This is a genomic window from Leptothoe kymatousa TAU-MAC 1615 (assembly GCF_018739865.1).
GTDB lineage: Bacteria > Cyanobacteriota > Cyanobacteriia > Phormidesmidales > Phormidesmidaceae > Leptothoe > Leptothoe kymatousa.
On sequence record NZ_JADOER010000014.1, the window covers coordinates 25,365 to 49,836 of the forward strand.

The following is a 24,472-nucleotide window of genomic DNA, read 5'->3' on the forward strand; positions in this document are numbered from 1 at the left end:
CTCTCTCCCCGAAATCAACGTTTAATGACATTTTTAGCGCCAAGGAAACCCTGGCCAGACCTAGGGAATATTCCCATACAAAAACCAGGAGTTAGAAAGCTTCTAACTCCTGGTTTCCATGGCTCAAACTAAAAAATTAGCTCGCATATTTAATTAGGGCAGACCGGTTAATCCAGCGCAGACAGGACCGACTTGGCACGCTGGGTCAGCAGGTTGGCAATGCGCTCCACCTTAGTCAACTTTTCAGTCATGGATCTAGACGTATCCACCATGGACCGGGCACCTTCTGCGGCCACTTCCCCTGCCTTGGTGATGTTGCCCGTCTGCTGCTGCAGACTGTCAATGGAGGGCCAGCGTCGGTCGTGGGCCCTCAAGGTGGCAATATTTTGCGACGCCAAACTCGCCAGGGTCTGAAGCTGGGTCGCCGATGGATGCTCTACCCGATTGATGGCACGGGATAGTTCCTGCAGCTGCTGCTCCAGCATGACCAATGTTTCTGACGAATGGGCGGGCACCCGTCGCAGTTCCCCATCCAGAGCTCGGCCCATGGTGCTCAGGGCATCTAGCTGAATATCCACAGACTGGGAGTTATTAGTCAGTTGGGCCCCCAGTTCCTGAACATGGCGCAGCAGCATCTGTTGTTCCTCGGCCTGATCACTAAATAAGGTGGCAAATCCTTCAAACTGCTCGGACACTTGCCCAGCATGGAGCGTTTCTGTTTGAATTTTTTGCTCGTGACGGCGGATCGTCTCCTGGTTTAGGTTCAGCTTCTCCAACATATTGAAGAAGGCCAAGGATAGTTGATTGAGATCATCCTGGTTATCCCACTGGGCCAACAGATTGTCATCTGTTTTGGCCAGCTGGTTACACTGATTGAGCACCGGCCGCAGACGACGACCCAAATTACGAATGGCTAGGGAAATGGCCACCGACAACAGTGCCACCATCAAACCTGTTGCCGTCAGGGTAATCAGGGCAATGCGATTAAAGACCGCAGCATAGGGAACAAAGCCAAACACCAACCAGTCCTGCCCTGGCACACTGGCATAGGCCCAGTAGCCCGCTTCCCCTTCAAAAAAGCCAGTGTCTTCAAAGGTGGAGTCGTACCAAAAATCCTTTAAATCAGCAATGTCTTCATAGGTTTGGGGCCCAGCATCGGCATCGGCAGGATCGGCAATCACCTGTCCCGAACGGGTCAAAAGAATAAAATTCCCCTGCTTGCGAAATACGGGGACATCTAACAGATCCCGCAGGTAGCTGGCATCAATATCGACCAACGTGCTCCCCAACCATCGACCTTCACTGGACAATAAGGGGAAATAGTAGGTCAGCAGCTGGTTATTCTTGGACGTGTAGAGATCGGTCCAAACTTCTTTTTGGGGTAAAAAGTACTCTCGGAAACGCTGACTCTCCGGATAGAATTCTCCATCGTCATCGGCAAAGTCTTCGTATTGGACAGGGGCCTGACGCCCCGAAGAGTTTTCGCCAGGGGAATTGACCCAGTAGTAGGGAAATAGCCAGGCTTGGTTGGCAACTAAGCCATTCTCTCGCTGCCCCAGACCTAACCCCACCACAAACTCTGGTCGTCGTTCAAACAACTGCAACGTTAGCTCGCGATAGGTATCTGGATATTGGGCCTTGCGCTCGTGGAGGGTGGTCGCGCTGACGCCCAAGCCATAGGCCAATGTCTCTGCGGCCTCTGTGACCGAAGCAATGGCATTAACCTTACCGTCGAGGGTACTACGCACCTGCTCTTCAGCCTGGTATTTAATCATCTCGCTAAAGAGAAATGCCATGCCGCCGATGCCGGTGAGGGCACCTAGCATAATCATCCAAAACAGACGGCCACCAAACGAATGTAGTTGTAACCATCCCAATAGGTTTTTCTGCCAATTCGTTTGCTGCTTAGTAAGTTGGGCGGGGCCAGCAGGAGTTGTAGTCGGGGTAGTTGAATTAGCACTCGATACTTTAGAACGCATGACAGTAAATTAATAGGGGACGGACATTAGCAGGTCAATACTGTTGCAAGAAAACTGCCGCAACGCCCAATAAACAGCTAAGGCATTACTAATCTTCGGGATGATGTCCTCTGTTTAGGGCAGGCACTAAGGCGGTTAAACAGAGGACATCATCATCCACATCAGTAACGGCATATTTGATGATTGTTATATTGCCGCTAGAAATTTCTGGGTAGTTGGGAACTGTCAAGAAACTACTTCACGGTTTAATCCGAACAGGCTGGTTAAGCCATGACTTCAAGGAAAAAGACCATGATTTTAGTTTTTCAAAAACCCGTATCCCCAGAATTACCAACTGCTCCGGTTCAATAGGAATCCGTACATTCGACTAATTGATACCCGGTGATAGATACAACTATTACCCTAATGCTTCCATTATTAATACCAATCCGTATGATGGGTATCTCTTTGTAGCTACTTCACTAGATCCATACCCAAACTTCAAACCCACGACAACAAACCCGCTAAAACTTTAAAGGAATCATCCTTGATATAACGAGAACCGGAGAAAAACAAGAAAAGATTCCGTGGAACATTTTATTTTCTCGGATTGTCGCTGGAGCTATCACGCCTGCTCAAAGAGCAGTTTGGCTGTTCATGAAGCCCCCTTTTCTTTACCAACCGTTTCTGCTTCGCTGTCTCCATGGCATCACTGGACTGTGCCTGGTGTTGGCTATGGTGACCGCTGCTTGGACCTACAATACCTACGATGGGCGCTGGGGCCAGTTGCCGCTACCCAACTACCAAGAGATTGAAGGTATCCACGGTACCTTTGGTCTATACACGTTGTTGATTTTTCCAGCGTTTGTTTTCTATGCCTTTCGCCGGGGCCACAAACGTCTAGGACAGGCAGACTCTCTGCCCCAACTGACGCAGAAAATTGGCACGCCAGTCTGGTGGTATACCCTGAGTCGCTGTGTCAATACTGTCACCCTCTTAGCCCTAACATTTGCCCTATTTAGTGGCAAGATGATGGACGAAAAATGGCTGCCCCAGGGAGAACTTGACCATTTTTGGTACTACGGTCATTTAATATCCTGGGTAGTGATGGGAGTTGCGATCGCGCTCCACCTATTAATGAATGCCAAAGTCGGGGGCATCCCATTTTTGCTATCCATGCTAAATAGCAAATTCCTAGCCCAAGATAGCCCCAAACTCTGGAAAAATCACATCCTAGCCTGGTGGTCGAATACCCAACTCAGTTCCTGGTCAGACCCCATCAGCATTATGTCTAAGCGACCCAAACTAGAGCTGATTATTTGGTTCAGCCTGATCGCCGCCTGGCTCATTTCCCTCACCAAGGAACTGCTAGGCCTCCTCAACACCGTAGGCATCTAGCCCATGGGCTTCGCCAGTCGCCAGAGCCAGTCGCCAGGGCCCAGACCCAAGCCAGGGGTGCCAGAGGCCATGGGTAGATGCCTGGCCCACCTAGGTCAGCAAGGCCCAACAAGGACGGAAGGCAGAGGTCAGTCTGGACATTTCAAACGAAAGCATCGTAGTTAGATGCCGGATCTTTCCAAGAGCAATACGTAAAATGACCGCAAAGGGATATACCCTAGATCTGGCTCTATTGCGGGGCAAATCATCCAGTGTGGATGATGCCTGCCCCAACCCTTATAGGGCACACCGACTCAATAGCGCGGTGTTCTTTTGAAACTCAATAAACGTATTGTTAGGAGCAAAGCTGTGGAACGCACTTTCATCATGATCAAGCCTGACGGTGTTCAGCGCGGTCTTATTGGCGATATTATTAGCCGATTTGAAACTAAAGGATTTTCCCTAGTGGGCATGAAATTCATGTCCGTTTCCCGTGAGTTAGCGGAAAAGCACTACGGTGTCCACAAAGAGCGCCCCTTCTTTGGCAGCCTAGTAGACTTCATCACCTCTAGCCCCGTTGTGGCCATGGTCTGGGAAGGCGACAGCGTTGTCACCTCCGCCCGCACCCTGATCGGTGCCACCAACCCCATCACCTCCGCTCCTGGCACCATCCGTGGGGACTACGGCGTTACCATCGGCCGCAACATCATCCACGGTTCCGATGCCATCGAAACGGCCCAGTCAGAAATTGCCCTCTGGTTCTCCGAAGAGGAGCTAGCCACCTGGGAATCTTGCGCTAAGAGCTGGTTATACGAATAACCCCACCTAGCCCTTGAAGCACACGCTAGCAGCGTAGAGATTTTCAACGGCCTGGCACGTTGTGCCACACCCTAGCCATATTGAGGGGTTGATCTAAGATCAACCAGTGCTCAATATGGCTTTTGCTTTTTCCTAGCGCCGTCGAGAAAACGGATGTAGCTGATATAGCCCGGCCCAAATTGCCCGTAGGGTATCCCACTCATTGGCCAAATGGGGCACCTGCCAACGGGTGGGGCGACAATAGGAAAAGTTCACCAACTTCCATCGGGTTTGAGGATCTAGTTTCGTAAACAGACATCCAGTCACCCTGCCAAAGTGCCGCACCTCTGCCTGCACCCGCACCGGAATAGAGGGAATATCTAACCAAATCTTTTCATGGCGGCCCAGGGTAATGGTTGACACATCTAGCTTCAGCCCGACACCGGCCTCAGAAATATCAATAATGGTGCCGTCCCCCTCATATCCATTGTCCTTGACCACCCGACAGGGCACCTGGCAGGCCACTCGCGGATAGCCCCGATCTTTGGGGGTGCTGGCCCCTGCCACTAGGCCCGCACTCAGCAACACCACATTGACCTGGGCCCAAACCAAATACACTAGCGCACTGGCACACTTAGCGGCTTCGCCCTGCCAAACACCATAGAACACAGCCACTAATGTCAGCATCAACAGTCCTAACACCGGGAACATGGTGTCCAGATTCAATCGTGTTTGATAGTCGGCCAATGTCTTATCGGTGACCTTAAACGTAATCTTGCGTTTGGGTCGTGTCAACACACTCAGCACCACCCGCAACACATGGGTCCCCTGCAAAACGTTATAGATGCTCAACAAAATCAGACTGCCCCGCAGCCAACTGATGATCATCAAAATCATCAGGCCAAGCATCAGACCCTGGGTAGCTTGAGCATCAAAGCTGATGGCAACACTTTGCACACCTAACAAAAAATATAGGATGGGGGCAACATAGCTGACTAATTTTAGACACTCTTCCATCCAGAACAAAACCCCCGACAAATAGGTAAAGCGCTGTAGGGGGTTTAGCCCTGGCAGCCACAGAGGGTTGTAGTGGCTACAGACGGTTCTCAGGGTGCCCTCGGCCCACCGGCCCCGCTGCTTAATGTATTCACCAATGGTATTTGCCGCCGCCCCAACACTCAAAATCTCATTCAAATAAACCGTTTTAAAGCCCTGGGCCTGCAACAACATACCCGTGACATAGTCTTCGACAATCGAGTCACAGGGAATGCCCCCGATTTTCTCCAGGGCACTGCGACGATACACAATGGAAGACCCGGAACAAACCACTGCATTGGCGGCATCACGGGCGGGTTGAATCACATGGTAAAAATTAGTTTGGTCCCCCGGCAAAAATCTTGCCCCCAGGTTCTTTTGGGGCGGATCTGGATTGTAAAAATGCTGGGGGGTGACCACCATGGCCAGCTCCCTATTATCGACAAACAAACTCAAGGTTCGTTCCAAAAACGTATTCACAGGAACAAAGTCAGCATCAAACACCACAACAATTTCACCATCGCTATGATCTAAGGCATAGCAAAGATTCCCCGCCTTGGCATGACGATGCTCGGGGCGCGCTAGGTAGTGACATTTCAAGTCTTTGGCCAGTTGACAAAATTCAGGCCGATCACCGTCGTCTAGCAACCAAATTTTCTTATGCTGCCGGGGATATTTCAGAGACTGGCAGCCAATCAACGTGCGCGTTACCACCTCAATGGGCTCATTGTAAGTAGGTACAAAAATATCTACCGTGGGCCGATATTTACCAGTGCGTACTTGGGGCAGCCGCTGCTCTACCTGCAAAGAACGCTGGGTAGATGCCGCCAACAATAGGTTATTAATCCAACTATTGAAAACACTTAACAGCTCAAACCCCAACAACCCCAGGCTAAACAAAATATTAGGCCACGTTAAAACCAGCGTGTGGTTAATGCGCCAGGTTAGATAATATACCTGCAGGCCAGTCATCCCCAAAACCAGACAGATCAACAGGGGTTTCGGGGGATATTTAGGGCTGATGCGCCGCAACAGCAACAACGCCAGGATAGCCAAACCATAGGGCCAGATACGTTCCGCAAGAGCGCCCGCCGTGGAGAAATAAGCGCTAAACAGCCAAACATCGTAAATAAGAAAAAATACGGTTGTGCCTAAAATTAAAGACTTCCAACCCTTGAGACCAATCCATTGGCCCATCATTGATGTGGTTCCCAGAGAAAAGCTACTTTAATTATTCCCAGGCAACACTATGGGGCAGAGCCCATGGAACGGCCCATGGGGGATGGAACAAAAATAATGGACTAGGGAAGGGACGTGGGTCGTGAATGGTGAGTGGCGATTGGTGTTTGAATTGAAGCTGTTTTCAGCAAATAACTTATCGATTTTGCGTCCTATTTCCTAGCGGGGCTTACGGTCTAACGGAGTGCACGGTCCAACGGAGTGCACTCACGAGTTCATAAGAATAGGGATGGTTTATTGGACGCCCAGCCCTTAGTACCAATGACTGCACTGGGAACCGACAACATTTTTCACGCTATGGCGCATAGGTCTGGAAGCGTACTTTTAAGTTGTCTCGGGGGTGGGGGGTGGGCACAATCACCATGGATAAATCTTGATCTGGCAATAGATCCCACTGATAGTTTCGCAGTAACTCCACGGCAAATAGCTTCATTTCTAAACGGGCAAATTCTTTGCCCAAACACTCGCGGATACCACCGCCAAAGGGCACATAGCTATATTTAGACCGGACACCTTTGGCAAATCGCTCCGGACGAAAGTCCGCTGGAGTCTCATAGTCGTCTGAGTTTAGGTGGGTTTGGTTAATCTCATAGAGCACCGTCCATCCTTCAGGAATGCGATAGCCGTTAAATTCACAGGTTTTGAGCACCTTACGAAACCCACCGCCCACCGGGGGAATCAAACGCAACACTTCCTGAAGCACCTGTTCTAAATAGGGCATTTGCCGCAGGACATCCAGGGTCATGGGCGTGTGCACACCGATGCTGACCTGTTCTGCCCGTAAAGCCTCTAGGACGTGGGGATGTTGAGCCACCAGCAAACAAAAGGAGGCTATGGCCGACGTGAGCGTTTCATGGCCAGCGAACAGCAACAGCAATACTTGATCTTTAAGTTCGTCAATGGTGAGTCCCTGGCCATTGTCGTCCTTGGCCTGAATTAACAAACTGAGGGCATCATTACCCACATCAGGGCTCTGTTGCCGCTGACGAATAATCTCTTCTAATAAGACCAATACCTGCTTACGGGCTTGTTTTGCCTGACCAAAGCGAGTCCAGGGTAACGCAAGGGGAATTGAAAATAACCCGGCACACCAAGTTTCGAATAAATGCCCCAGTTCGGTTTGAGCGCCTTGATCCAAGCCCACTAAAAGCTTACATGCCACATCAAACGTGTAGTTCCTTAGTTCTGGATACCAGGTGAGGTTCTGGGTTTGGACCCAGCGTTGGGCATAGCTGTGGGTGATGGCTTCTACGGTGTCAATGTAACCGGATAGAGCCCTGGGCATAAAGGCCTGGGCCAGCAGTTTACGACGGTTTTGGTGTTCTCCTCCAGTTTGCAAGGCTAGGGAGAGATTTCCTAGGAGGGCTTTTGTGCTCGGAGGCCAGCTGATGGCAAAATATTTGTTGTCGTTAGTCAACACAAATTGGTTCGCGTCCGCACCTTTTACAAACAGTGTGGGACTACCCAACAGTCGGGTTTTAAAGATGGGGCCGTATTTTTCATGCTGCTTTTGGCCGTAGTTGGGATCGCGAAAAAAATTGAGGGTATCGCCAATTAGGGGGAGGCCAAAATCACCGGGGGGTAAGGGCAGGTTAGACGCAGTCATGGAAGAGATCGCAGGCAGGGTTAAAACGCCTTTACTGTAGCAAGAAAATTAAATGCGGACATGGCTATGGAAATGAAGCCCCGGCTGGCTAGTCGTTTAGGACACCGGTCAAAAAACTCACTAGATCGGTGGCGATAATTTGATCGATGGTTTTGTGATCGACAATGTCGAATTTGGCCCCCTTTTCCCGCAGGTTATCGTCTAGGGTGACAAGAAACCCTTTGGTAATGAAGTCATCTCCCACTTGGACCCAACCGATGCCGAGCTCGTCGTTATGGTCTAGCTTTTGGGATGCGGCTACGATTTGCTTTGCGATCGCAAGCCGATCGGTGGGTTCACTATCCAGCAAGACCAAAACAATTTCGCCATTGGCCGGCAGCTGGGCCCTGGCCTTAGCCGCAAAATACTGCTCTAGCACCGTTGTCAGCACCGGGGTGAGTTCCACCTGGGACGCCATGGGCGCATTGGCCATCAAAGACTCAAAGTTAGCAACGTTCACATTCTGATGGGCCTGAAAGTCTCCATCAGCCGCCGACTGTCGATATACGGTTAAACCATGGGTAGCCAACGCGTAACACTGCTCAGCCACCCTTAACAGATGAGCATGGGCCCGCTGCCAACGATGTTCAAATCCAGGGGGCATAGCGACCCGCTGTGGCTGGGTGGGCGCATAGATCAGCGTGTAGTTACGATTGCTTAACCGGGCAAGCGGAGAATTAGGCAAGTCTGCCATTATCACTAACATCCTCAACGGCGTCTGCCCCCAGGGTGCCCCCCAAGGGAATGGGATATATCGCTCGTACCATTTAACCAGGAAAATCTGCCTAGCAAGATGGCGGGGCTACGGCGACCAACTCTCCACGGTCATGGCCCAACGTTCATGGTCACGCCACTCACCATTGACACGCAAATATTGTCGAGAAAACCCCTCACGGGTAAACCCCAGACGGGCAACTAACTTGAGAGAATCCGCATTGCCCGGTTGAATATTAGCCTCCAGGCGATGTAGCTTCAGCGTAGTAAAAGCATGGTTGATGGCCAGGGTTACCCCCTCCGTCATTAGCCCCTGCCCGGCATAGGCCACACTGACGTAGTAGCCCAAATAGGCACTTTGAAACCCACCATAGAAAATCTGGCTGAGATTGACCACTCCCACCAACGCCTGGTCCACACCATGGCAAATCAGCAATCCTTCAACCGTACCGGCTTGACAACGCTGAATATAGCGCTTGCAACCCCGTTCGTCCTGGGCCAACGACACCCACGGAGCATGAAAATCCGCACTGCGCTGATGGAGATCTAAAAGCACAGACCAGTCGTCTTCGTCAGGCGTTCGAATAAATACGCGGGACCCCATAGCCATGTCTAGTCACTGAATCTACAGTTACTTTTATCGCTATTGTGGTGCCATATCAATGTGTTCAAACCGCAGGGTTACTCAGTAAATACCGAAGGTTGAAACGGATAAAGCACTGCCATGGGGATGAGCGGGACTCAGCCTATTAGTCTTGACAAACCACTAGATTACTGGGTGAGTTCTTTCGCCATATTGAGAAATGAAATTGCTTTTGTTGGCTGCTGCCGTCGTCTCACAGTGGTTGGCCCCGAGGAGGCCATGGGCGATGGCTCAGAATCAACGGTGCGGTACGGCACAGCCGTGGCAATATCAATGTTGTCCACAGATACATGGGGGGGCCTAGGGGCTTGGGGGGTAACCCGTTTAGCCATATTGAGAAATAGTTCAGGGCTGCCGGTTTTAGGCTGCTGGTCGTAGGGACGAAACGTCTGCACCACCCCTTGCCAAATCGGCTGGGGGAACCCTAGTTGTTCGCGATGGTAGGCCCCATAACGAGGGGAGGCAATGTTGAAGGGGATGTCACCAACATTGCGACAGGGGAGAATTCGACGCCTGTAGTAGGGCACAACGTTCTCTCCAAAATTTTCAAGATACTCATGACTGTTGAGTAGCTCATCAATAAATCCTGCAACACCTTTGCCCATGACAACGGCTGACCAAGAAATTTTCTCTGCCTGGCCATATACTCGTCGCCCTAACACCCTTTCAATACAGTGCTGCACAAAGCGATAGTTATTATTTTTAGTGTAAAAGCTATCAATAAATGTGTTGGACAGTAGCAGCCCTCGAATAAAATCACGCACCGTGATCTGGCGGTTGCGGAGCTGGGATTCTAAGGCCGTTTCGCGATCCCAATCGAACGCATGGAAGAAGATTTGTCGATAGGCTGCACTGATGAGCGCTCCCATTTCCGATGGGGAGAACAGTTCATCGGTGGAATAAACAATGGCTTCATCATCCGGAGCACCGAGGGCATCAACACGGTGATTGGGGCAGGAAAGAGAATACGCCAATATAGGTATAGTCATGGTTATACAAACCTTGGGTCTGATGAAGTGAAACAGCTGTATCGCTTCAGTGAATTATAATTTCTGCTCGATTTGTTTTATATTTCATATTCTTTATTTTAGCCTGCACAAATTCTGCACAATGCAGTTGGTCTAATAGTTGAACATGGAGATTGGCTTAGTAAACGATGTTTGGGAGACTATTATGGCGGGTTTACAGGAAGCTAGCAGATTAGGGATTAAGCCCTTTGATGAGACGAAACCGATTGAATTGAAATCGAGTTGGACCCAACGTGATATAGAAACTGTGATTGCAGCGGCCTATCGCCAGGTATTCGGCAACGAGCATCTCATGGACAATGAGCGGTTGGTGGAACCTGAGTCATTGTTGACTCGCGGCATTCTGTCAGTGCGAGATTTTATTCGCGCGATCGCAACATCAGACCTATACCGCAGAAAGTTTTTATATCCCAACTTCCATGTTCGGTTCATCGAACTAAACTACAAGCATCTCCTCGGCCGAGCCCCCTATGACCAAACCGAGATTTCATATCATTTAGATCTATTTCTCACCCAAGGATACGAAGCCGAAATTGATTCATATATTGACTCGGCAGAGTACGAAAGCCGATTTGGAGATAACTTGGTACCGTCCCACCAAGATTTTCAAACTGACCATGCGGGTCAACGCACAGTTGGGTTTAGCCGACTGCTACAACTATATGGCGGCTACGCCAGTAGCGACCGGGCTCGAGGCCAAAAACAACCTTATTTAACCGAGTCTGTCGCCAAAAAATTGCCCGCTCCCATCAGTTCATCCTCGGCACCAGCCCTAGCGGGTCCCCTAGCCCGTGGGTCCGTTTACCAACTGCGGGTGGTCCGGGTCGCCTCCCCCGGCGCACCGGTCGTACGCCAAAGCCTCACAGAGCTGCTAGTCCCCTATGATCAGCTGACAACCAAGTTACAACAACTCAATCGAGCAGGCAATAAGGTCATTAGCGTGACTGCCGTCTAACAGCGCAATATCAAGGAGATTTTTAGATGGCTATTACCACGGCTGCCGGACGGCTAGGAACATCCGCCTTTAGCGAAACATCCCCCGCTGAGCTCAAGCCCAAAGCCACACCGCAAGATGTTGAAACAGTGATTCTTGCCGTATATCAACAGGTGCTGGGCAATCCCCATTTGCTGGACTCAGATCGACTCAGCATCCCAGAGTCACTGTTACGGGATGGCAAAATTACTGTGCAAGAATTTGTGCGTCAAGTCGCCAAGTCGGACCTGTACAAACAAAAGTTCTTCCATAACACGTTTCAAAGTCGCACCATCGAGCTGAACTGTAAACATCTGCTCGGTCGCGCCCCCTACGATCAACAAGAGATCGTCGAACATCTAGATATTTATGAATCTAACGGATTCGAAGCGGATATCGATGCTTACATCAACTCCGCCGAATATCAAGCTTACTTTGGGGAGAACATCGTACCCTACTACCGTGACCTGGTCACCACAGGGGTGGGCCAACGCACCGTTGGGTTTGCCCGCCTGTTTCAGCTATACCGGGGGTACGCCAGCAGCGATACCGCCCAGTTCACAGACAACGCCCCCCAGCTGGTCAACGACCTAGCCAAGAAAACAGCCGCCGTTATCAAACCACCCCTAGGCAGCACCCACCGTTCCCCATTTATCCCCGCCCCCAAGGGGGATGCCTGCCGCAGCGCATTTGGGGGTTCCAAAGCCTTTGGCACCGGGAGACTATTCCGAGTCGAGGTGGCCAGCATTAATAGACCTGGGTATCCGAAGGTGCGCCGGGTCAACAAAGCCGTCACCATTCCCTACGAAGAGCTAAGCCGCCACATGCAACGGGTACAGCGACAAGGGGGAAAAATCGCCAGCATTATAGAGCTTTAATTCTGGACCCAAATTGGAGTCCAGACCAAACATTGTCTTTCGTCAAGCACCCCATTGTCAGTGGAGAAGTTTTTACTTTTCTACTGGCAATATTTTTGTAGCTACTGATTTTAAGGATGGATACTTCAAACAATGACTTGGTTTTTAAAGAATAGAAACAATTGCTTAATAGTTCATCAAATACCCCGTAGATTATTAGGTAATAGCCTTTAACAAACCGCTAATGGAATGTGACGATGGGGTAGGTGAACATTTTTTGTGGGAAGAGGTCATTGATCCTCATCCCATTACGGCCTCTAGCCAAACTTCGCTATCGAGGGCATTAGCCAAGTTGACTGCCCAGCCAGTCAAGGACTGTATTGTGGTTATGCGTAGCAATCGTGTGGTCGGCATTGTCACCCAACAGAATTTATTAACCGCCATTTCCCAACGGCACAACTGGACAAAACTGAGGCTGGCTAAGGTGATATCCCAGCCAGCAACAACCATACTTCAGGCAGATTTATCCACCCCTGCCGCCGTACTAGAGATTTTTGAACAGCAGCCCATTAGCAAGCTGCCGGTATTAGATGAGCAAAATAATTTAGTGGGCGTGATTTCCCATCAGCGTCTCCTACAAGCCACTAGCCACCCAGAACCTGTCGTTAGCATACAGCGTCAGCATCAACGGGCACAGCTATTTGCAGAAATCACCCTCAAAATTCGTCAGTCCCTACAGCTCAAGGATATTCTCCAAACCACGGTGGAAGAAGTGCAGAATCTGCTCAATGCGGATCGGGTGTTAATTTACCAGGTGCTGCCCGATGGCACCGGCAAAGCCACCAGCGAAGCTGTAAAGGACGCTTATCCGGCTGTTTTGGGCATGGCCTTTCCTGAGGAGGTGTTTCCTAAAGACTATCAGCAACTCTATGCCAAGGGGCGGATTCTGGAGATTAAGGATGTGCACGCCCCGGATGCGGGCATTGCCGAATGTTTACTGGAATTTATTGAGCAGTGGGATATTCAATCTAAGCTGATTGTGCCGATTGTGTATCCCCTAACCCCAGAACAATCCCAAACAGAACCATCGGATGGCCATGAGCTGTGGGGTTTGCTAATTGCCCACCAGTGCGAAAGCCCACGCCAGTGGACCGATTTTGAGTTGGAGTTAATGCAACAACTGGCGGCGCAAATTAGTATTGCCCTGTCCCAGGGCCAGATGCTGGAGTATCTAGAAGAACGGGTGAAACTGCGCACAGCAGAACTCACCGAAACCAATCGAGCATTACAACAAGAAATTCAGGAACGCAAGCAAATTGAAATGGCCCTGCGCCAGAGTGAAGAACAAATGCGGCTGATCACCAATAATCTGCCGGTGTTGATCGCCTATGTGGATGCCCAACAGCGCTATGGCTTTAATAATCAGGCCTATAACTACTGGTTGGGGCAAGACCCTGTCACCCTCCATGGCAAATCGATCCAAAGCGTCACCATTCCAGAATATTACGAGAAAATTCAGCCCCACATTGAGGCCGCTCTCCAGGGGGAACAGGTGACCTATGAAAGTGAGATTATCTTCAAAGACGAACGTAGTCACTCGGTGAGCGTCAGCTATATTCCCCATGTGGAACTGGGCTCCAGGGGTAAGGCTAAAATCAATGGCTTTTTTGCCCTCACAACGGACATTAGCGATCGCAAAGCCATCGAACGCATGAAAGATGAATTCATTGCCGTCGTCAGCCACGAACTTAGAACGCCCCTCACCTCCCTCCATGGTTCCCTAAAGCTGATTGCCACCGGGCGGTTGGGCCATCTTTCCGACGAAGGTCAGCAAATGCTCGCCGTCGCCGACGAGAGCACCGACCGCCTGGTGCGCTTAGTCAACAATGTCCTGGACCTACAGCGCATCGAATCCGGTGACGTCACCATGGACCACGGGGTTTGCAATGCCGCCGACTTGGTCGAGCAGGCAGCAGAAGCCATGCAAACCATGGCGAAACAACACAGAATTGAGATCCAAACCCAGCTACAGTCCCTGTCGATTTGGGCTGACCCCGACTACATTGTGCAAACCCTCACCAACCTGATTGGTAATGCCATTAAATTCTCAGCGCCCAACAAAAAAATTACATTGAGCCTGCAGCCTCTAAAGACTGCACCAACGGACCAATCCCCAGAACAATCTTCACCCGCCGCCCTTTTCTGCGTCCAGGACCATGGCCAAGGCATTCCCACCGATAAGCTAGGCAGCATCTTTGAGCGCTTCCACCAGGTAGATTCATCCGATTCTCGCAAAAAAGGTGGCACCGGGTTGGGGTTAACCATCTGTCGAAAAATCATTGAACAACATGGCGGCACCATTTGGGCCGAAAGCCAGCTAGGAAAAGGCAGTAAGTTTTATTTCACAATCCCACTCTCTGCTAATTAGGCATTAGACATTCCCATGAACTCGAAACTTATTCTGATCATTGATGATGAAGAACCCATCCAAAAGGTAGTTCGCCTCAGTTTAAAACTAGAGGCCAACTGGCAAATCATTTGTGCATCATCGGGTCTAGAGGGAATTGACCTAGCAGAACACCACCACCCAGACGCCATCTTATTAGATGTGATGATGCCTGAGATAGACGGCATTAACACCTTTGAACGGCTCAATAAAAACGTTGACACCCAACATATTCCGGTGATTTTATTGACCGCTAAAACAGGCACCGCCGAAAAACGTCTGTTCCAAAAAATTGGTGTCACCGGAGTCATTACCAAACCCTTTGACCCGCTGACATTGGCCAGTCAAATAGCCAAGCTACTGCAATGGACGCTCTAACTCAATGAAAATCTTATTGGTGGACGATGACAATGCCCTGGCTGAAGTCTTAATACAGCAGTTGACGGTGCAAAACTATGTTGTCGATCGGGTAGCCGACGGTGAAATGGGCTGGTCCTATGCGTCCACTTTTGATTATGATCTGATTGTTTTAGATTGGGTACTGCCTAGCTTAGATGGACTGCAGCTATGCCAACGATTACGCAGTGGCGGCTATGGCGTGCCCATCCTCCTGTTGTCCTCTAAAAATCAGCAAACCGACAAAATTCAAGGATTGGAAGCAGGCGCTGACGATTATTTAGTGAAACCCTTCGACGTGAAGGAGCTAATAGCCCGCATTCAAGCCCTGGTGAGACGCACATCCTCCACTGAACCCCAGCCAATTTTAGCCTGGGGAAATTTGTGTTTGGATCCCATCAGCTGTAACGTCACCTATCAGGGCTATCCAGTGGCGCTCACCGCCAAAGAATACGCCCTGCTCGAATTGTTCTTGCGCCACAGCCACCAGGTATTTAAGGCATCTACCCTGCTAGACCAAATTTGGTCTTCCGATGAATTTCCCAGTGAAGCCACAGTGCGGTCCCATATTCGAGGACTGCGACGAAAACTCAAGGCCGCAGGTATTACGACCAACGTGATTGAAACCGTACGGGGGTTGGGGTATCGCCTGGGCACATCCCCCACCGACACCCCACCGACTCAAAAAAATAACGCTCTCTCCTCCGCTGAACGTCAGGCCCAGTATTTGGCCGGTCTAATGCAAACTTGGCAAACCCATAAGGGGGAAAGCCTCAAACGTTGGAACTACCTGGTGACGTTATCCCAAACCCTGAAAGAACAGGGGTTAAATGAACAGCAACGGTTGCAGGCACAACAAAAAGTCCACAGTTTAGCGGGCACATTAGGGATTTTTGGCCTGGTTGAGGGCCATCGGTTAGCCCTCCAAATAGAACAGTTGTTAGCAACCGCTACATCCCTCTCCCCCAGACAAATTGCTCAATTTCAAGTCCTGGTTACCACCCTGGGACATGCCCTGGATAATCCCCCCCAACTGGTGTCTTGGACCGAAGGCCCACCCACCCACCTGCCCAAAATTTTGCTATTGGATGTCACCGGGGCACCCTACATTCAACAACTCATGGCCCTAGCGGTCACCCAAGGCTTAGAGGTGGATATTGCCACCTCCACCGATATGGCAGCGGAGATTTTAGGGTTAAATGCTCCTGGGGACAATAATCTGGATGCCCTAGCCGAGCTACCAGATCTCGTACTGCTCAATTTAGTGGGAAGCGACAACGCCTTGGACTTAAATGAAGTCAGTCTGCAGCTGTTATTGCAGTTGATGTCCACCCTCAGCCAACAATGGCCCCAATTGCCCCTGGTGTTGATCACGCCCCAGGGAGACTTTGGTAATCGTCTGGATTTGGTGCGGCGGGGGGCGGCCATGGTACTAGAATATCCGGTCAGCCCTGCGGAAATTTTAGAGGCGATCGATCAGGCTACCTATTTAAGGTATCGCCACAGCAAAATTATGTTGGTGGATGATGATAGTCACTATTTGGATAAGGCCATGAGACTGCTCAAACCGTGGCATTTTCAAATTACCCCCCTGGCAAATCCTAGTCGTTTTTGGACTATCTTCAACCAGATTATGCCGGATGTGATTATTCTAGACATTGAAATGCCTGGCATCAATGGCTTTGAGCTATGCAAAGTGATTCGAAGCCATCCCCAGTGGCAGCATTTACCGATTATTTTCCTGAGCATCCATGCGGACCCAGCAACACAATCCCAGGCATTTGCCGCCGGAGCAGATGACTATATTACGAAGTTCAGTCAGGAAGACAATTTGGTATTGCGCATTTTAAATCGTCTTAAACGTTACCATGCCTGGTGTAATCAGGAAAGTGCCCTATTAACTGTTGACTAGTTGTTATTTTTATAAAATTATCCCCATCGGGCCAGGTGCACAGGGTCTGCACAGGTGTGCGCCATGGTAAGACTATGCCCTGGGATTATTTCCGTGGCCAGCCGGTAACGTGCGATCGCACAGACCGCCCCACAGATTTCACCACGACTTAAGAATTCACCATGGATCCAGCTTATTCCACCTCCCTGCGCCAACACCAACACCCCCTAATCACCCAGTTAGCCAACACCATTGAAACCGCTTGGAACAAACAGTTTGCCCTCTATCCTTACCAAATTCCCAAAGACCTCGGCTATGTAGAAGGCAGCCTGGAAGGGGAGAAACTAACCATCGAAAACCACTGCTATCAAACGGTGCAGTTTCGTAAACTCCACCTAGAGCTCGCCAAAGTCGGGCCACACCTCGACATCCTACACTGCGTCATGTTCCCCCGCACCAACGTTCCCTTACCGATCTTTGGGGTTGATATCGTGGCAGGCCGAGGCAAAATTAGCGCAGCCATCGTGGATCTATCCCCCGCCAACAGCCTTAACCGCCTACCCATCAACTATCACCAAGCCCTGCAAAAGCTGCCTAGTCAGCAGTTTTCCCAACCCCGCACCCTACCCGCCTGGGGAGACATTTTTTCAGATTTTTGTTTATTTGTAAGTCCGACCAACGAGCAGGAAGAAGCCGCCTTTCTCAGCCAGGCCAGCCTCTTTTTATTAACCCACTGTCAGCTCAGCAAACAAACCCAGCCCGTTGACTCCATCGAACAAGAGGCCCAGCTCGTTTCAGGGCAGCGACGCTACTGTTTGCAACAACAAAAAAACGACAAAACCCGACGTATTTTAGAGCGCGCCTTTGGAGAAACCTGGGCAGACAGATACCTACGTACCATGCTGTTCGACTATACAGAAACTGCAATCACGGGTAAAACTGCAACAGAATGTAAATAAATCCACGCTTGATTAAGCCCGCTGCCCAAAGCAAAAGGCCTATCCTCAAAAAGGTTGAGCAATTGTAAGCATTCAGACACACATAGGTGCACAGAAGCTGCACAACCAAATTGATTAAATCATGTTGGTTCAAAAGTCAGAGTCTTGATTGTATCAAGGCTCTTTTCCCTCAGATCTTGTCGATGAATCTTTGATAATCGCACAACAGATTCAGGCTACGTTGCCACACCCTAGAGGCTGTTCAGGCCCTTCAGCTATATATTAAGGCTGCCTTCCAACGGTCCTAATTATGTCAAAAGGGGCTTCTCAACGGTGACAACAACGCCTTTATCTAGAGGGATTTTTAGAGCCCTCAGTCGATAAATTGAGGCTCACCTTTATCTCAAGGGATTTTTAGAGCCCTCAGTCAATAAATTGAGGCTCACCTTTATCTCAAGGGATTTTTCGAGCCCTCAGTCGATAAATTGAGGCTCACCTTAGCAGCTTCAGTGCCCATGCTTGTCTTAAGTAGGAGATTTTTCCATGTTCGATGCTTTTACAAAGGTTATTGCCCAGGCCGATGCACGGGGTGAATACATTGGCGATGGCCAGATTGACGCGCTAAATAAACTTGTTGCCGAGGGCAGTAAGCGCATGGATGTGGTTAACCGGTTGACAGGTAATGCCAATGCAATTGTCACCAATGCAGCACGGACTCTTTTCAAAGAGCAGCCCCAGCTAATTGCCCCTGGCGGTAACGCATACACCCACCGTCGCATGGCCGCTTGCCTGCGCGATATGGACATCATTCTGCGCTATGTTACCTACGCCATATTCACCGGTGACGCCAGTGTGTTAGATGACCGGTGCTTGAATGGTCTACGGGAAACGTACCTAGCCTTAGGAGTCCCTGGCACGTCCATGGCAGAGGCCATCAACAAAATGAAAGCCGCCGCCATTGCCATTGCTAACGATAGAGCGGGCATCACCCAGGGTGACTGTAGCTCTTTAATGGCAGAACTCAGCGGCTACTTTGACCGAGCGGCAGGTGCTGTCGGCTAACGGCCCATCTAGTTAAAAACTTTTTCGTCAGTTTTGTAGATATTTTTAGAGAGATTTAGCATCATGAAGACCCCCATGACCGAAGCTGTTGCCACCGCCGATTCCCAAGGCCGTTTCCTCAGCAGCGTTGAAATGCAGGTTGCCTTTGGTCGTTTTCGTCAAGCCCAGGCCGGTCTCGCCGCTGCCCAAAGCCTAGCTAAGAATGCCAACAACTTGGTGGAAGGTGCGGCCCAAGCGGTCTACCAAAAGTTTCCTTACACCACTCAGATGCAGGGTGACAACTATGCCTCCACCCCCGAGGGCAAAGCCAAGTGTTCCCGTGATATTGGCTATTACCTACGGATGATCACCTACTGCCTAGTGGCGGGTGGCACAGGGCCCATGGACGATTATTTGGTGGCTGGCGTATCTGAAATCAACAAAGCTTTTGAACTATCTCCCAGCTGGTATGTTGAAGCGCTGAAGCACATTCGGGGTAACCACGGTCTGAGCGGTGATGCCGCCGTTGAAGCCAATTCCTACATTGACTATGCCATTAACTCTCTGAGCTAAGGGTTAAACCTACTCCGTAGCCTGATGCTGTCAGGCTACGGAGGTTACTAGCGCATCAACCATCAACGACAGTTCTGGAAAGCAATTATGACAAGTGCCGCATCAGCTAGTCCCCTAGGATTTGAACCATTTGCTCAAGTAGTTCCCACTGAACTGAGGGCACACCCCAGTGAAACAGATGTTGAAAATGTTATTTGGGCCACCTACCGTCAGCTGCTGGGCAACGATCATATTATGCGCTCAGAACGTCTTATCAGTGCTGAATCGCTGCTAAAACAGGGACACATTAGCGTGCGTGATTTTGTGCGTTCATTAGCCCTTTGCGATCTATACAAACACAAGTTTTTTACTAACGTCCCCCAAGTTCGCTTTATTGAACTCAATTTCAAACATCTGTTGGGGCGTGCCCCCTACGATCAAACCGAGATTGCTGCACATGTTGACCTCTATGTGCAGCAAGGGTACGAAGCTGAAATCAATAGCTATTTAGACTCTGCTGAATATCGTGACAATTTTGGCGATCAAACGGTCCCCTACTATCGAGGCTTTGCCACCCAACGAAGTCAGAAAACAGTGGGTTTTGTCAGAATGTTTCAGCTATATCGGGGCTATGCCAGTAGCGATCGCACCAATAATAAACAGGGGCGCTTGACCACAGCATTAGCCACCAATGCGGCCACCCCCGTGAGGGCGTCAGGTCTGAGCAAAGAGCTCCAGGGAATCACTCGGGGAAAACGGGAAAAGCTCTATCGCATCCGCGTATCCCAAGCCTCCAGCAATCGCACCCCCCAAATTCGCCGAGGCATTCAGGAATATTTAGTAGCCTACGAACAGCTATCGCCCACCTTAAAACGACTGAACCAACGCTCCAGCCGCATCATTAATATCACCCCCGCCTAGATTGGTGTATGTCTCAACTGTGGTCCCATGGTCCACCCTTCAGCACTGGGTCAACCGGACCCCATTTAATTATTTTAATCAGGAGATTGAGCTGTGGCGATTACCCAATCGGCGGCATGGTTAGGCACCAGCCCGTTTAATGAGCAAAGCCCTGTAGAATTTCGCGCCAAAGATTCAAACAGTAATGCCCAGGTTGTTATCCAGGCAATCTATCGGCATGTCCTAGGGAACGACTACTTAATGGCGTCGGAACGGCTGACGGGCTTAGAATCTTTATTGAGCAATGGTAATTTAACCGTGCGAGAATTTGTGCGGGCCGTTGCCAAGTCGGACTTGTATAAGGGCAAGTTTTTATACGCCAATTTTCAGACGCGGGTAATTGAGCTAAATTTTAAGCACCTGTTGGGCCGTGCCCCTTATTCTGAAGCGGAAATTATTGAACATTTGGATCGATACGAAAACCAGGGCTTTGATGCAGACATCGATTCTTACATAAATTCAGCAGAATATGAAAGCGCCTTTGGGGACAATATTGTGCCCTACTACCGCAGCTTTAATACCGAGGTGGGCCAACAGATGACGGGGTTTTCCCGCATGTTTAGTCTATACCGTGGGTATGCCAATAGCGATCGCTCGCAGCTCGCAGGCAAAAAATCTCGTTTAGCAACAGAATTAGCCCGGGGAACAACCTCTGCCATTAATAGTCCCTCAGGGGCTGGCAAACGGGTGAGCACCTATGTGCCTGGGGGCAAGACCCCACCCAATCGGGTGTTTGGCCGCCCCCAGTCTAGCCAGGAACGGGGCGCCCTCTATCGGATTGAGGTGGCTGGCATGTCCCAACCGGGTTATCCCGATATTCGACGCAGCAACCGAGTTTTTGTGGTGCCCTACGAAGCATTATCCAAAACACTCCAGCGCATTAACAAAACGGGTGGGCAAATTGCCTCCATTACCCGTGCGTAATAGCAGTGAGATGACATCATTGTTTCGCCTTTTTATTGAGAAAGAACTGCCATGTTAGGACAATATTCAACCAGTAGACTGTCTACGACAGATAGCCGCATATTCGTGTATGAATTGGCAGGATTAAACGAGAATGAGGTGACGGCAAATCACCGCTCTCCCATCCGCCAAAGCCATACCCAGTTTGTGCAAGTTCCGTTTCATCGCATGAATGAAGAAATGCAGAGGATTAGTTTATTGGGGGGAAAAATTGTCAGCATTCGCCCGCTGAACAGTGTTTCGACAACAACAGAAAACAACGGCCAAGACAACACCTAACCCGCAGAATTAGATTGCCCACAACAGTTTAATTTCAAATCTTGTTCTCACACGATTCTTACCAGGGAGCTCTTTAAACGGAATGACTGTAACCGCTAGTGGTGGAAGCCCTTTAGTACGCCCCAAGCTCTATCAAACCGTACCGGTTGCAACCATTATGCAAGCCGAGCAGCACGATCGCTATATGGATAAGGGCGAGTTTGGAACGCTGACGGAGTTCTTTAAGTCTGGGCAACAACGGCTTGCGATCGCAGCCACCCTCACCGAATATGCCGAGCTCATCATTTCCCAAGCAGCCAACCGCATTTTCACCGGCGGCTCCCCCCTGTCATACCTAGAGCGGATCGAAATCGAACTGCCATTAAGTTCCCCGCCACCAGCCAAGAACGGAACAACCCCAAGCAAAGGCTCCAATGGCATTCTAGGGGGCTTGCGGGAGTTCCTAACCGTTAAAGATACCCCCGCCCCTGCGAACTTTCGCCCCATTAACATTGGTCGCTACGGCCCCAATAAAATGCAGAAATCCATGCGGGATTTAAGCTGGTTTCTGCGCTACCTAACCTACGCCATTGTGGCGGGCGACCCCAATATTTTGGCGGTTAACGTCCGGGGGCTAAGGGAAATCATTGAACGAGCCTGCTCATCCGCAGCCACCATCGTTGCCCTACAAACGATGCGCGCTGCCAGCCTCAACTATTTCCGCCAAGACATCGCCGCCCAAAAACTGCTGCTGCAATACTTCAATATATTAATTAACGAGTTTAAAGCCCCCGCCCCCGGCCCCAAAATCCGCCAGCGACCTTCTACGGATTTACAGGGTCTCAAGCTGCCCCAGAGCTACTTCAATGCCGCCGAACGCCGGCCTAAGTTTGTCATGAAGCCAGGGCTATCTAACTTCGAAAAATGTTCGGTGATCAAAGCAGCCTACCGCCAGGTATTTGAACGAGACATTACCCGAGCCTATTCCCTAAAGATTTCCGACCTAGAATCCAAGGTCAAAAATGGCGAAATCACCATGAAAGAATTTATTCGCCGTCTGGCCACATCCTCCCTATACCGCAAAAATTTCTTTGAGCCGTACACCAACAGTCGTGCCATTGAACTGGCCTTCAAACATATTTTGGGCCGGGGTCCCAGCTCTCGCAAAGAACTCCACACATGTTTCACAGCCGTTTCAAACCAAGGGCTACCTGCTCTGGTGGATGCCTTAATCAATTCCGACGAGTATGGCGATTATTTTGGCGAAGAAACCGTTCCCTATGAGCGAGGCTTTGGGCAAGAAGCGCAAGAATGCATCAACTGGGGACCCCAGCACGATCTCTTCAACTACAGTGCGCCCTTTCGTAAAGTTCCCCAGTTCATCACCACCTTTGCCGCCTACGCACAACCCTTACCCGATCAGCATCCCTATGGGTCGGGCAATGACCCCCTCGAAATTCAGTTTGGCGCCATTTTCCCGCAAGAAACCCGTAACCCCAGCCGTCGCCCCGCCCCGTTCAATCGAGACACCCGGCGCATTCTCATCCATCACGGAGCCGCCATAGATAGCCAAATTAGCAACCCCAAAGCCCACAACCAACAGAACGGCAGCTTCAGATCTCCCATCTTCAAACTAGATCACAGTCCGGCCCACGACAGTCTCAACTTCACGAAAGGCTCTACCCAAAGAATTATTCGCGCCGCATATCGACAAATTTTTGGGCGCGATATCTACGCAGGGCAAGCCCTACAGGTTGCCGAAACTCGCTTAGAAAATGGCGAGATCTGTCTACGGGATTTTGTCAGACTGCTGGCCAAATCTACCACCTTCCGCCAGCTCTATTGGACCCCCCTATATGTGGTCAAAGCAGTGGAATATATTCACCGACGGCTGTTGGGACGCCCCACCTACGGGCGACAGGAAATAAACAAGTATTTTGATATCTGTGCAAAACAGGGGCTTTATGCCCTGGTGGACACTCTCATCGACAGCCCAGAATACATTAAACATTTTGGCGATGACGTTGTCCCTTACGAGCGCTACATTACCCCAGCCGGAAAGTCTCTACGCACCCTACGCCCAGGCACCCTAGACACCACAGGTCTGAAAGCCCCTGTCCCATCGCCTCAGGTACCCAGGTTTATAGAACTTGGGGCCACAAAAGATGACCGTGGCACCCTTGAGCTCAACCGCCGAGTGGGGCAAGGGGTAAATTCTCGTCGGGTGCAGACCAAACTCTTCAAGCTCACCACCCTGACCGACAAAATTCACCTCCAAACACTGATGCGGGCGGCCTATACCCAAATCTTTGAACGCGACATTTCCCCCTATAGGGTCAAAACCGAATTTACGTCCCTGGAAAGCAAGCTCAGCAATGGGGAAATCACCGTCAAAAAATTTGTTGAAGAGTTAGGCTGCTCCAGCCTCTACTTGAAAGAGTTCTATGCCCCCTATCCCAACACCCAAGTGATTGAGCTAGGCACCAAACACTTTTTAGGCCGAGCACCGCTCCACCAGTCAGAGATTCGTAAATACAATCAAATTTTGGCCACCCAGGGCATGGGTGGGTTTGTACATAGCCTGGTGGAAACCGATGAATATATACGGTTGTTTGGTGACGACACGGTCCCCTATCGTCGGTTCCCTAGCTTACCGGCAGCTAATTTTGCCAATACGGAACAGCTACACCAGCAGCTCCCTCGCCCAAGCGCCAGTGCTAAGACACCCCCAGGCATTTACACCGTCGCACCGTAATTATT

General features: G+C 50.3%; 21 protein-coding genes. 14 read left to right on the forward strand and 7 right to left on the reverse strand.

Annotation, left to right across the window (positions count from 1 at the left end):
* Window positions 1-167: 167 nt before the first annotated feature.
* Both IXB28_RS15245 and IXB28_RS15250 read right to left on the reverse strand, forming a co-directional pair.
* The gene (locus tag IXB28_RS15245; protein ID WP_215619467.1) at window positions 168-1,979 is read right to left on the reverse strand and encodes a PDC sensor domain-containing protein; all 1,812 of its coding nucleotides are present in this window, start codon (window positions 1,977-1,979) and stop codon (window positions 168-170) included.
* 88 nt (window positions 1,980-2,067) lie between these two features.
* Window positions 2,068-2,208: a hypothetical protein gene (locus IXB28_RS15250; RefSeq protein WP_215619468.1), complete on the reverse strand. Its 141-nt coding sequence runs from the start codon at window positions 2,206-2,208 to the stop codon at window positions 2,068-2,070.
* 407 nt (window positions 2,209-2,615) lie between these two features.
* Here IXB28_RS15250 and IXB28_RS15255 point away from each other — a divergent pair, with 407 nt between their 5' ends.
* A complete protein-coding gene (locus tag IXB28_RS15255) occupies window positions 2,616-3,356 on the forward strand; it encodes a cytochrome b/b6 domain-containing protein (RefSeq protein WP_215619469.1) in 741 nt (246 codons plus the stop codon).
* A 348-nt stretch (window positions 3,357-3,704) separates the two neighbouring features.
* Window positions 3,705-4,154, forward strand: coding sequence for a nucleoside-diphosphate kinase (gene ndk / locus IXB28_RS15260; RefSeq protein WP_215619470.1), 450 nt, complete (start codon window positions 3,705-3,707; stop codon window positions 4,152-4,154).
* 132 nt (window positions 4,155-4,286) lie between these two features.
* Here the strand turns inward: ndk and IXB28_RS15265 are convergent, their stop codons facing one another.
* From IXB28_RS15265 to IXB28_RS15285, 5 genes are all read right to left on the reverse strand, one after another.
* Entirely contained in the window at window positions 4,287-6,368 is a 2,082-nt protein-coding gene (locus IXB28_RS15265) for a glycosyltransferase (protein WP_215619471.1), read from the reverse strand.
* Between the two features lie 334 nt (window positions 6,369-6,702).
* Window positions 6,703-8,013, reverse strand: coding sequence for a cytochrome P450 (locus tag IXB28_RS15270; RefSeq protein ID WP_215619472.1), 1,311 nt, complete (start codon window positions 8,011-8,013; stop codon window positions 6,703-6,705).
* Window positions 8,014-8,101: 88 nt separating this feature from the next.
* On the reverse strand, window positions 8,102-8,746 hold the full coding sequence (locus IXB28_RS15275) for a vWA domain-containing protein (protein ID WP_215619473.1): 645 nt from the start codon (window positions 8,744-8,746) through the stop codon (window positions 8,102-8,104).
* Window positions 8,747-8,854: 108 nt separating this feature from the next.
* Window positions 8,855-9,370 (reverse strand): GNAT family N-acetyltransferase, encoded by a 516-nt coding sequence (locus tag IXB28_RS15280; protein ID WP_215619474.1) that lies wholly within the window; start codon window positions 9,368-9,370, stop codon window positions 8,855-8,857.
* Window positions 9,371-9,537: 167 nt separating this feature from the next.
* Window positions 9,538-10,398, reverse strand: a complete 861-nt coding sequence (locus IXB28_RS15285; RefSeq protein WP_215619475.1) for a phycobilisome rod-core linker polypeptide — start codon at window positions 10,396-10,398, stop codon at window positions 9,538-9,540.
* A gap of 184 nt (window positions 10,399-10,582) precedes the next feature.
* Between IXB28_RS15285 and IXB28_RS15290 the strand changes: the two genes are divergently transcribed.
* The 12 genes from IXB28_RS15290 to IXB28_RS15345 all read left to right on the forward strand — a co-directional run bounded on the left by IXB28_RS15290 (window position 10,583) and on the right by IXB28_RS15345 (window position 24,467).
* Window positions 10,583-11,392, forward strand: coding sequence for a phycobilisome rod-core linker polypeptide (locus IXB28_RS15290; protein WP_215619476.1), 810 nt, complete (start codon window positions 10,583-10,585; stop codon window positions 11,390-11,392).
* Between the two features lie 26 nt (window positions 11,393-11,418).
* Window positions 11,419-12,288, forward strand: coding sequence for a phycobilisome linker polypeptide (locus IXB28_RS15295; protein ID WP_215619477.1), 870 nt, complete (start codon window positions 11,419-11,421; stop codon window positions 12,286-12,288).
* 223 nt (window positions 12,289-12,511) lie between these two features.
* Window positions 12,512-14,695: an ATP-binding protein gene (locus IXB28_RS15300; protein WP_215619478.1), complete on the forward strand. Its 2,184-nt coding sequence runs from the start codon at window positions 12,512-12,514 to the stop codon at window positions 14,693-14,695.
* Between the two features lie 15 nt (window positions 14,696-14,710).
* Entirely contained in the window at window positions 14,711-15,091 is a 381-nt protein-coding gene (locus IXB28_RS15305) for a response regulator (RefSeq protein ID WP_215619479.1), read from the forward strand.
* A 4-nt stretch (window positions 15,092-15,095) separates the two neighbouring features.
* The gene (locus IXB28_RS15310; RefSeq protein WP_215619480.1) at window positions 15,096-17,021 is read left to right on the forward strand and encodes a response regulator; all 1,926 of its coding nucleotides are present in this window, start codon (window positions 15,096-15,098) and stop codon (window positions 17,019-17,021) included.
* 161 nt (window positions 17,022-17,182) lie between these two features.
* Entirely contained in the window at window positions 17,183-17,959 is a 777-nt protein-coding gene (locus IXB28_RS15315; protein WP_215619481.1) for a phycocyanobilin:ferredoxin oxidoreductase, read from the forward strand.
* A gap of 522 nt (window positions 17,960-18,481) precedes the next feature.
* Complete coding sequence (locus IXB28_RS15320; protein ID WP_215619482.1) at window positions 18,482-19,000, forward strand: phycocyanin subunit beta; 519 nt, start codon at window positions 18,482-18,484, stop codon at window positions 18,998-19,000.
* A 63-nt stretch (window positions 19,001-19,063) separates the two neighbouring features.
* The gene (gene cpcA, locus IXB28_RS15325; RefSeq protein ID WP_215619483.1) at window positions 19,064-19,552 is read left to right on the forward strand and encodes a phycocyanin subunit alpha; all 489 of its coding nucleotides are present in this window, start codon (window positions 19,064-19,066) and stop codon (window positions 19,550-19,552) included.
* A gap of 87 nt (window positions 19,553-19,639) precedes the next feature.
* Window positions 19,640-20,452 (forward strand): phycobilisome linker polypeptide, encoded by an 813-nt coding sequence (locus IXB28_RS15330; RefSeq protein ID WP_215619484.1) that lies wholly within the window; start codon window positions 19,640-19,642, stop codon window positions 20,450-20,452.
* Between the two features lie 93 nt (window positions 20,453-20,545).
* Complete coding sequence (locus IXB28_RS15335) at window positions 20,546-21,415, forward strand: phycobilisome rod-core linker polypeptide (protein ID WP_215619485.1); 870 nt, start codon at window positions 20,546-20,548, stop codon at window positions 21,413-21,415.
* A 51-nt stretch (window positions 21,416-21,466) separates the two neighbouring features.
* On the forward strand, window positions 21,467-21,733 hold the full coding sequence (locus IXB28_RS15340; protein ID WP_215619486.1) for a phycobilisome linker polypeptide: 267 nt from the start codon (window positions 21,467-21,469) through the stop codon (window positions 21,731-21,733).
* A gap of 82 nt (window positions 21,734-21,815) precedes the next feature.
* Window positions 21,816-24,467, forward strand: coding sequence for a phycobilisome rod-core linker polypeptide (locus IXB28_RS15345; protein ID WP_215619487.1), 2,652 nt, complete (start codon window positions 21,816-21,818; stop codon window positions 24,465-24,467).
* The last annotated feature ends 5 nt before the right edge of the window (window positions 24,468-24,472 follow it).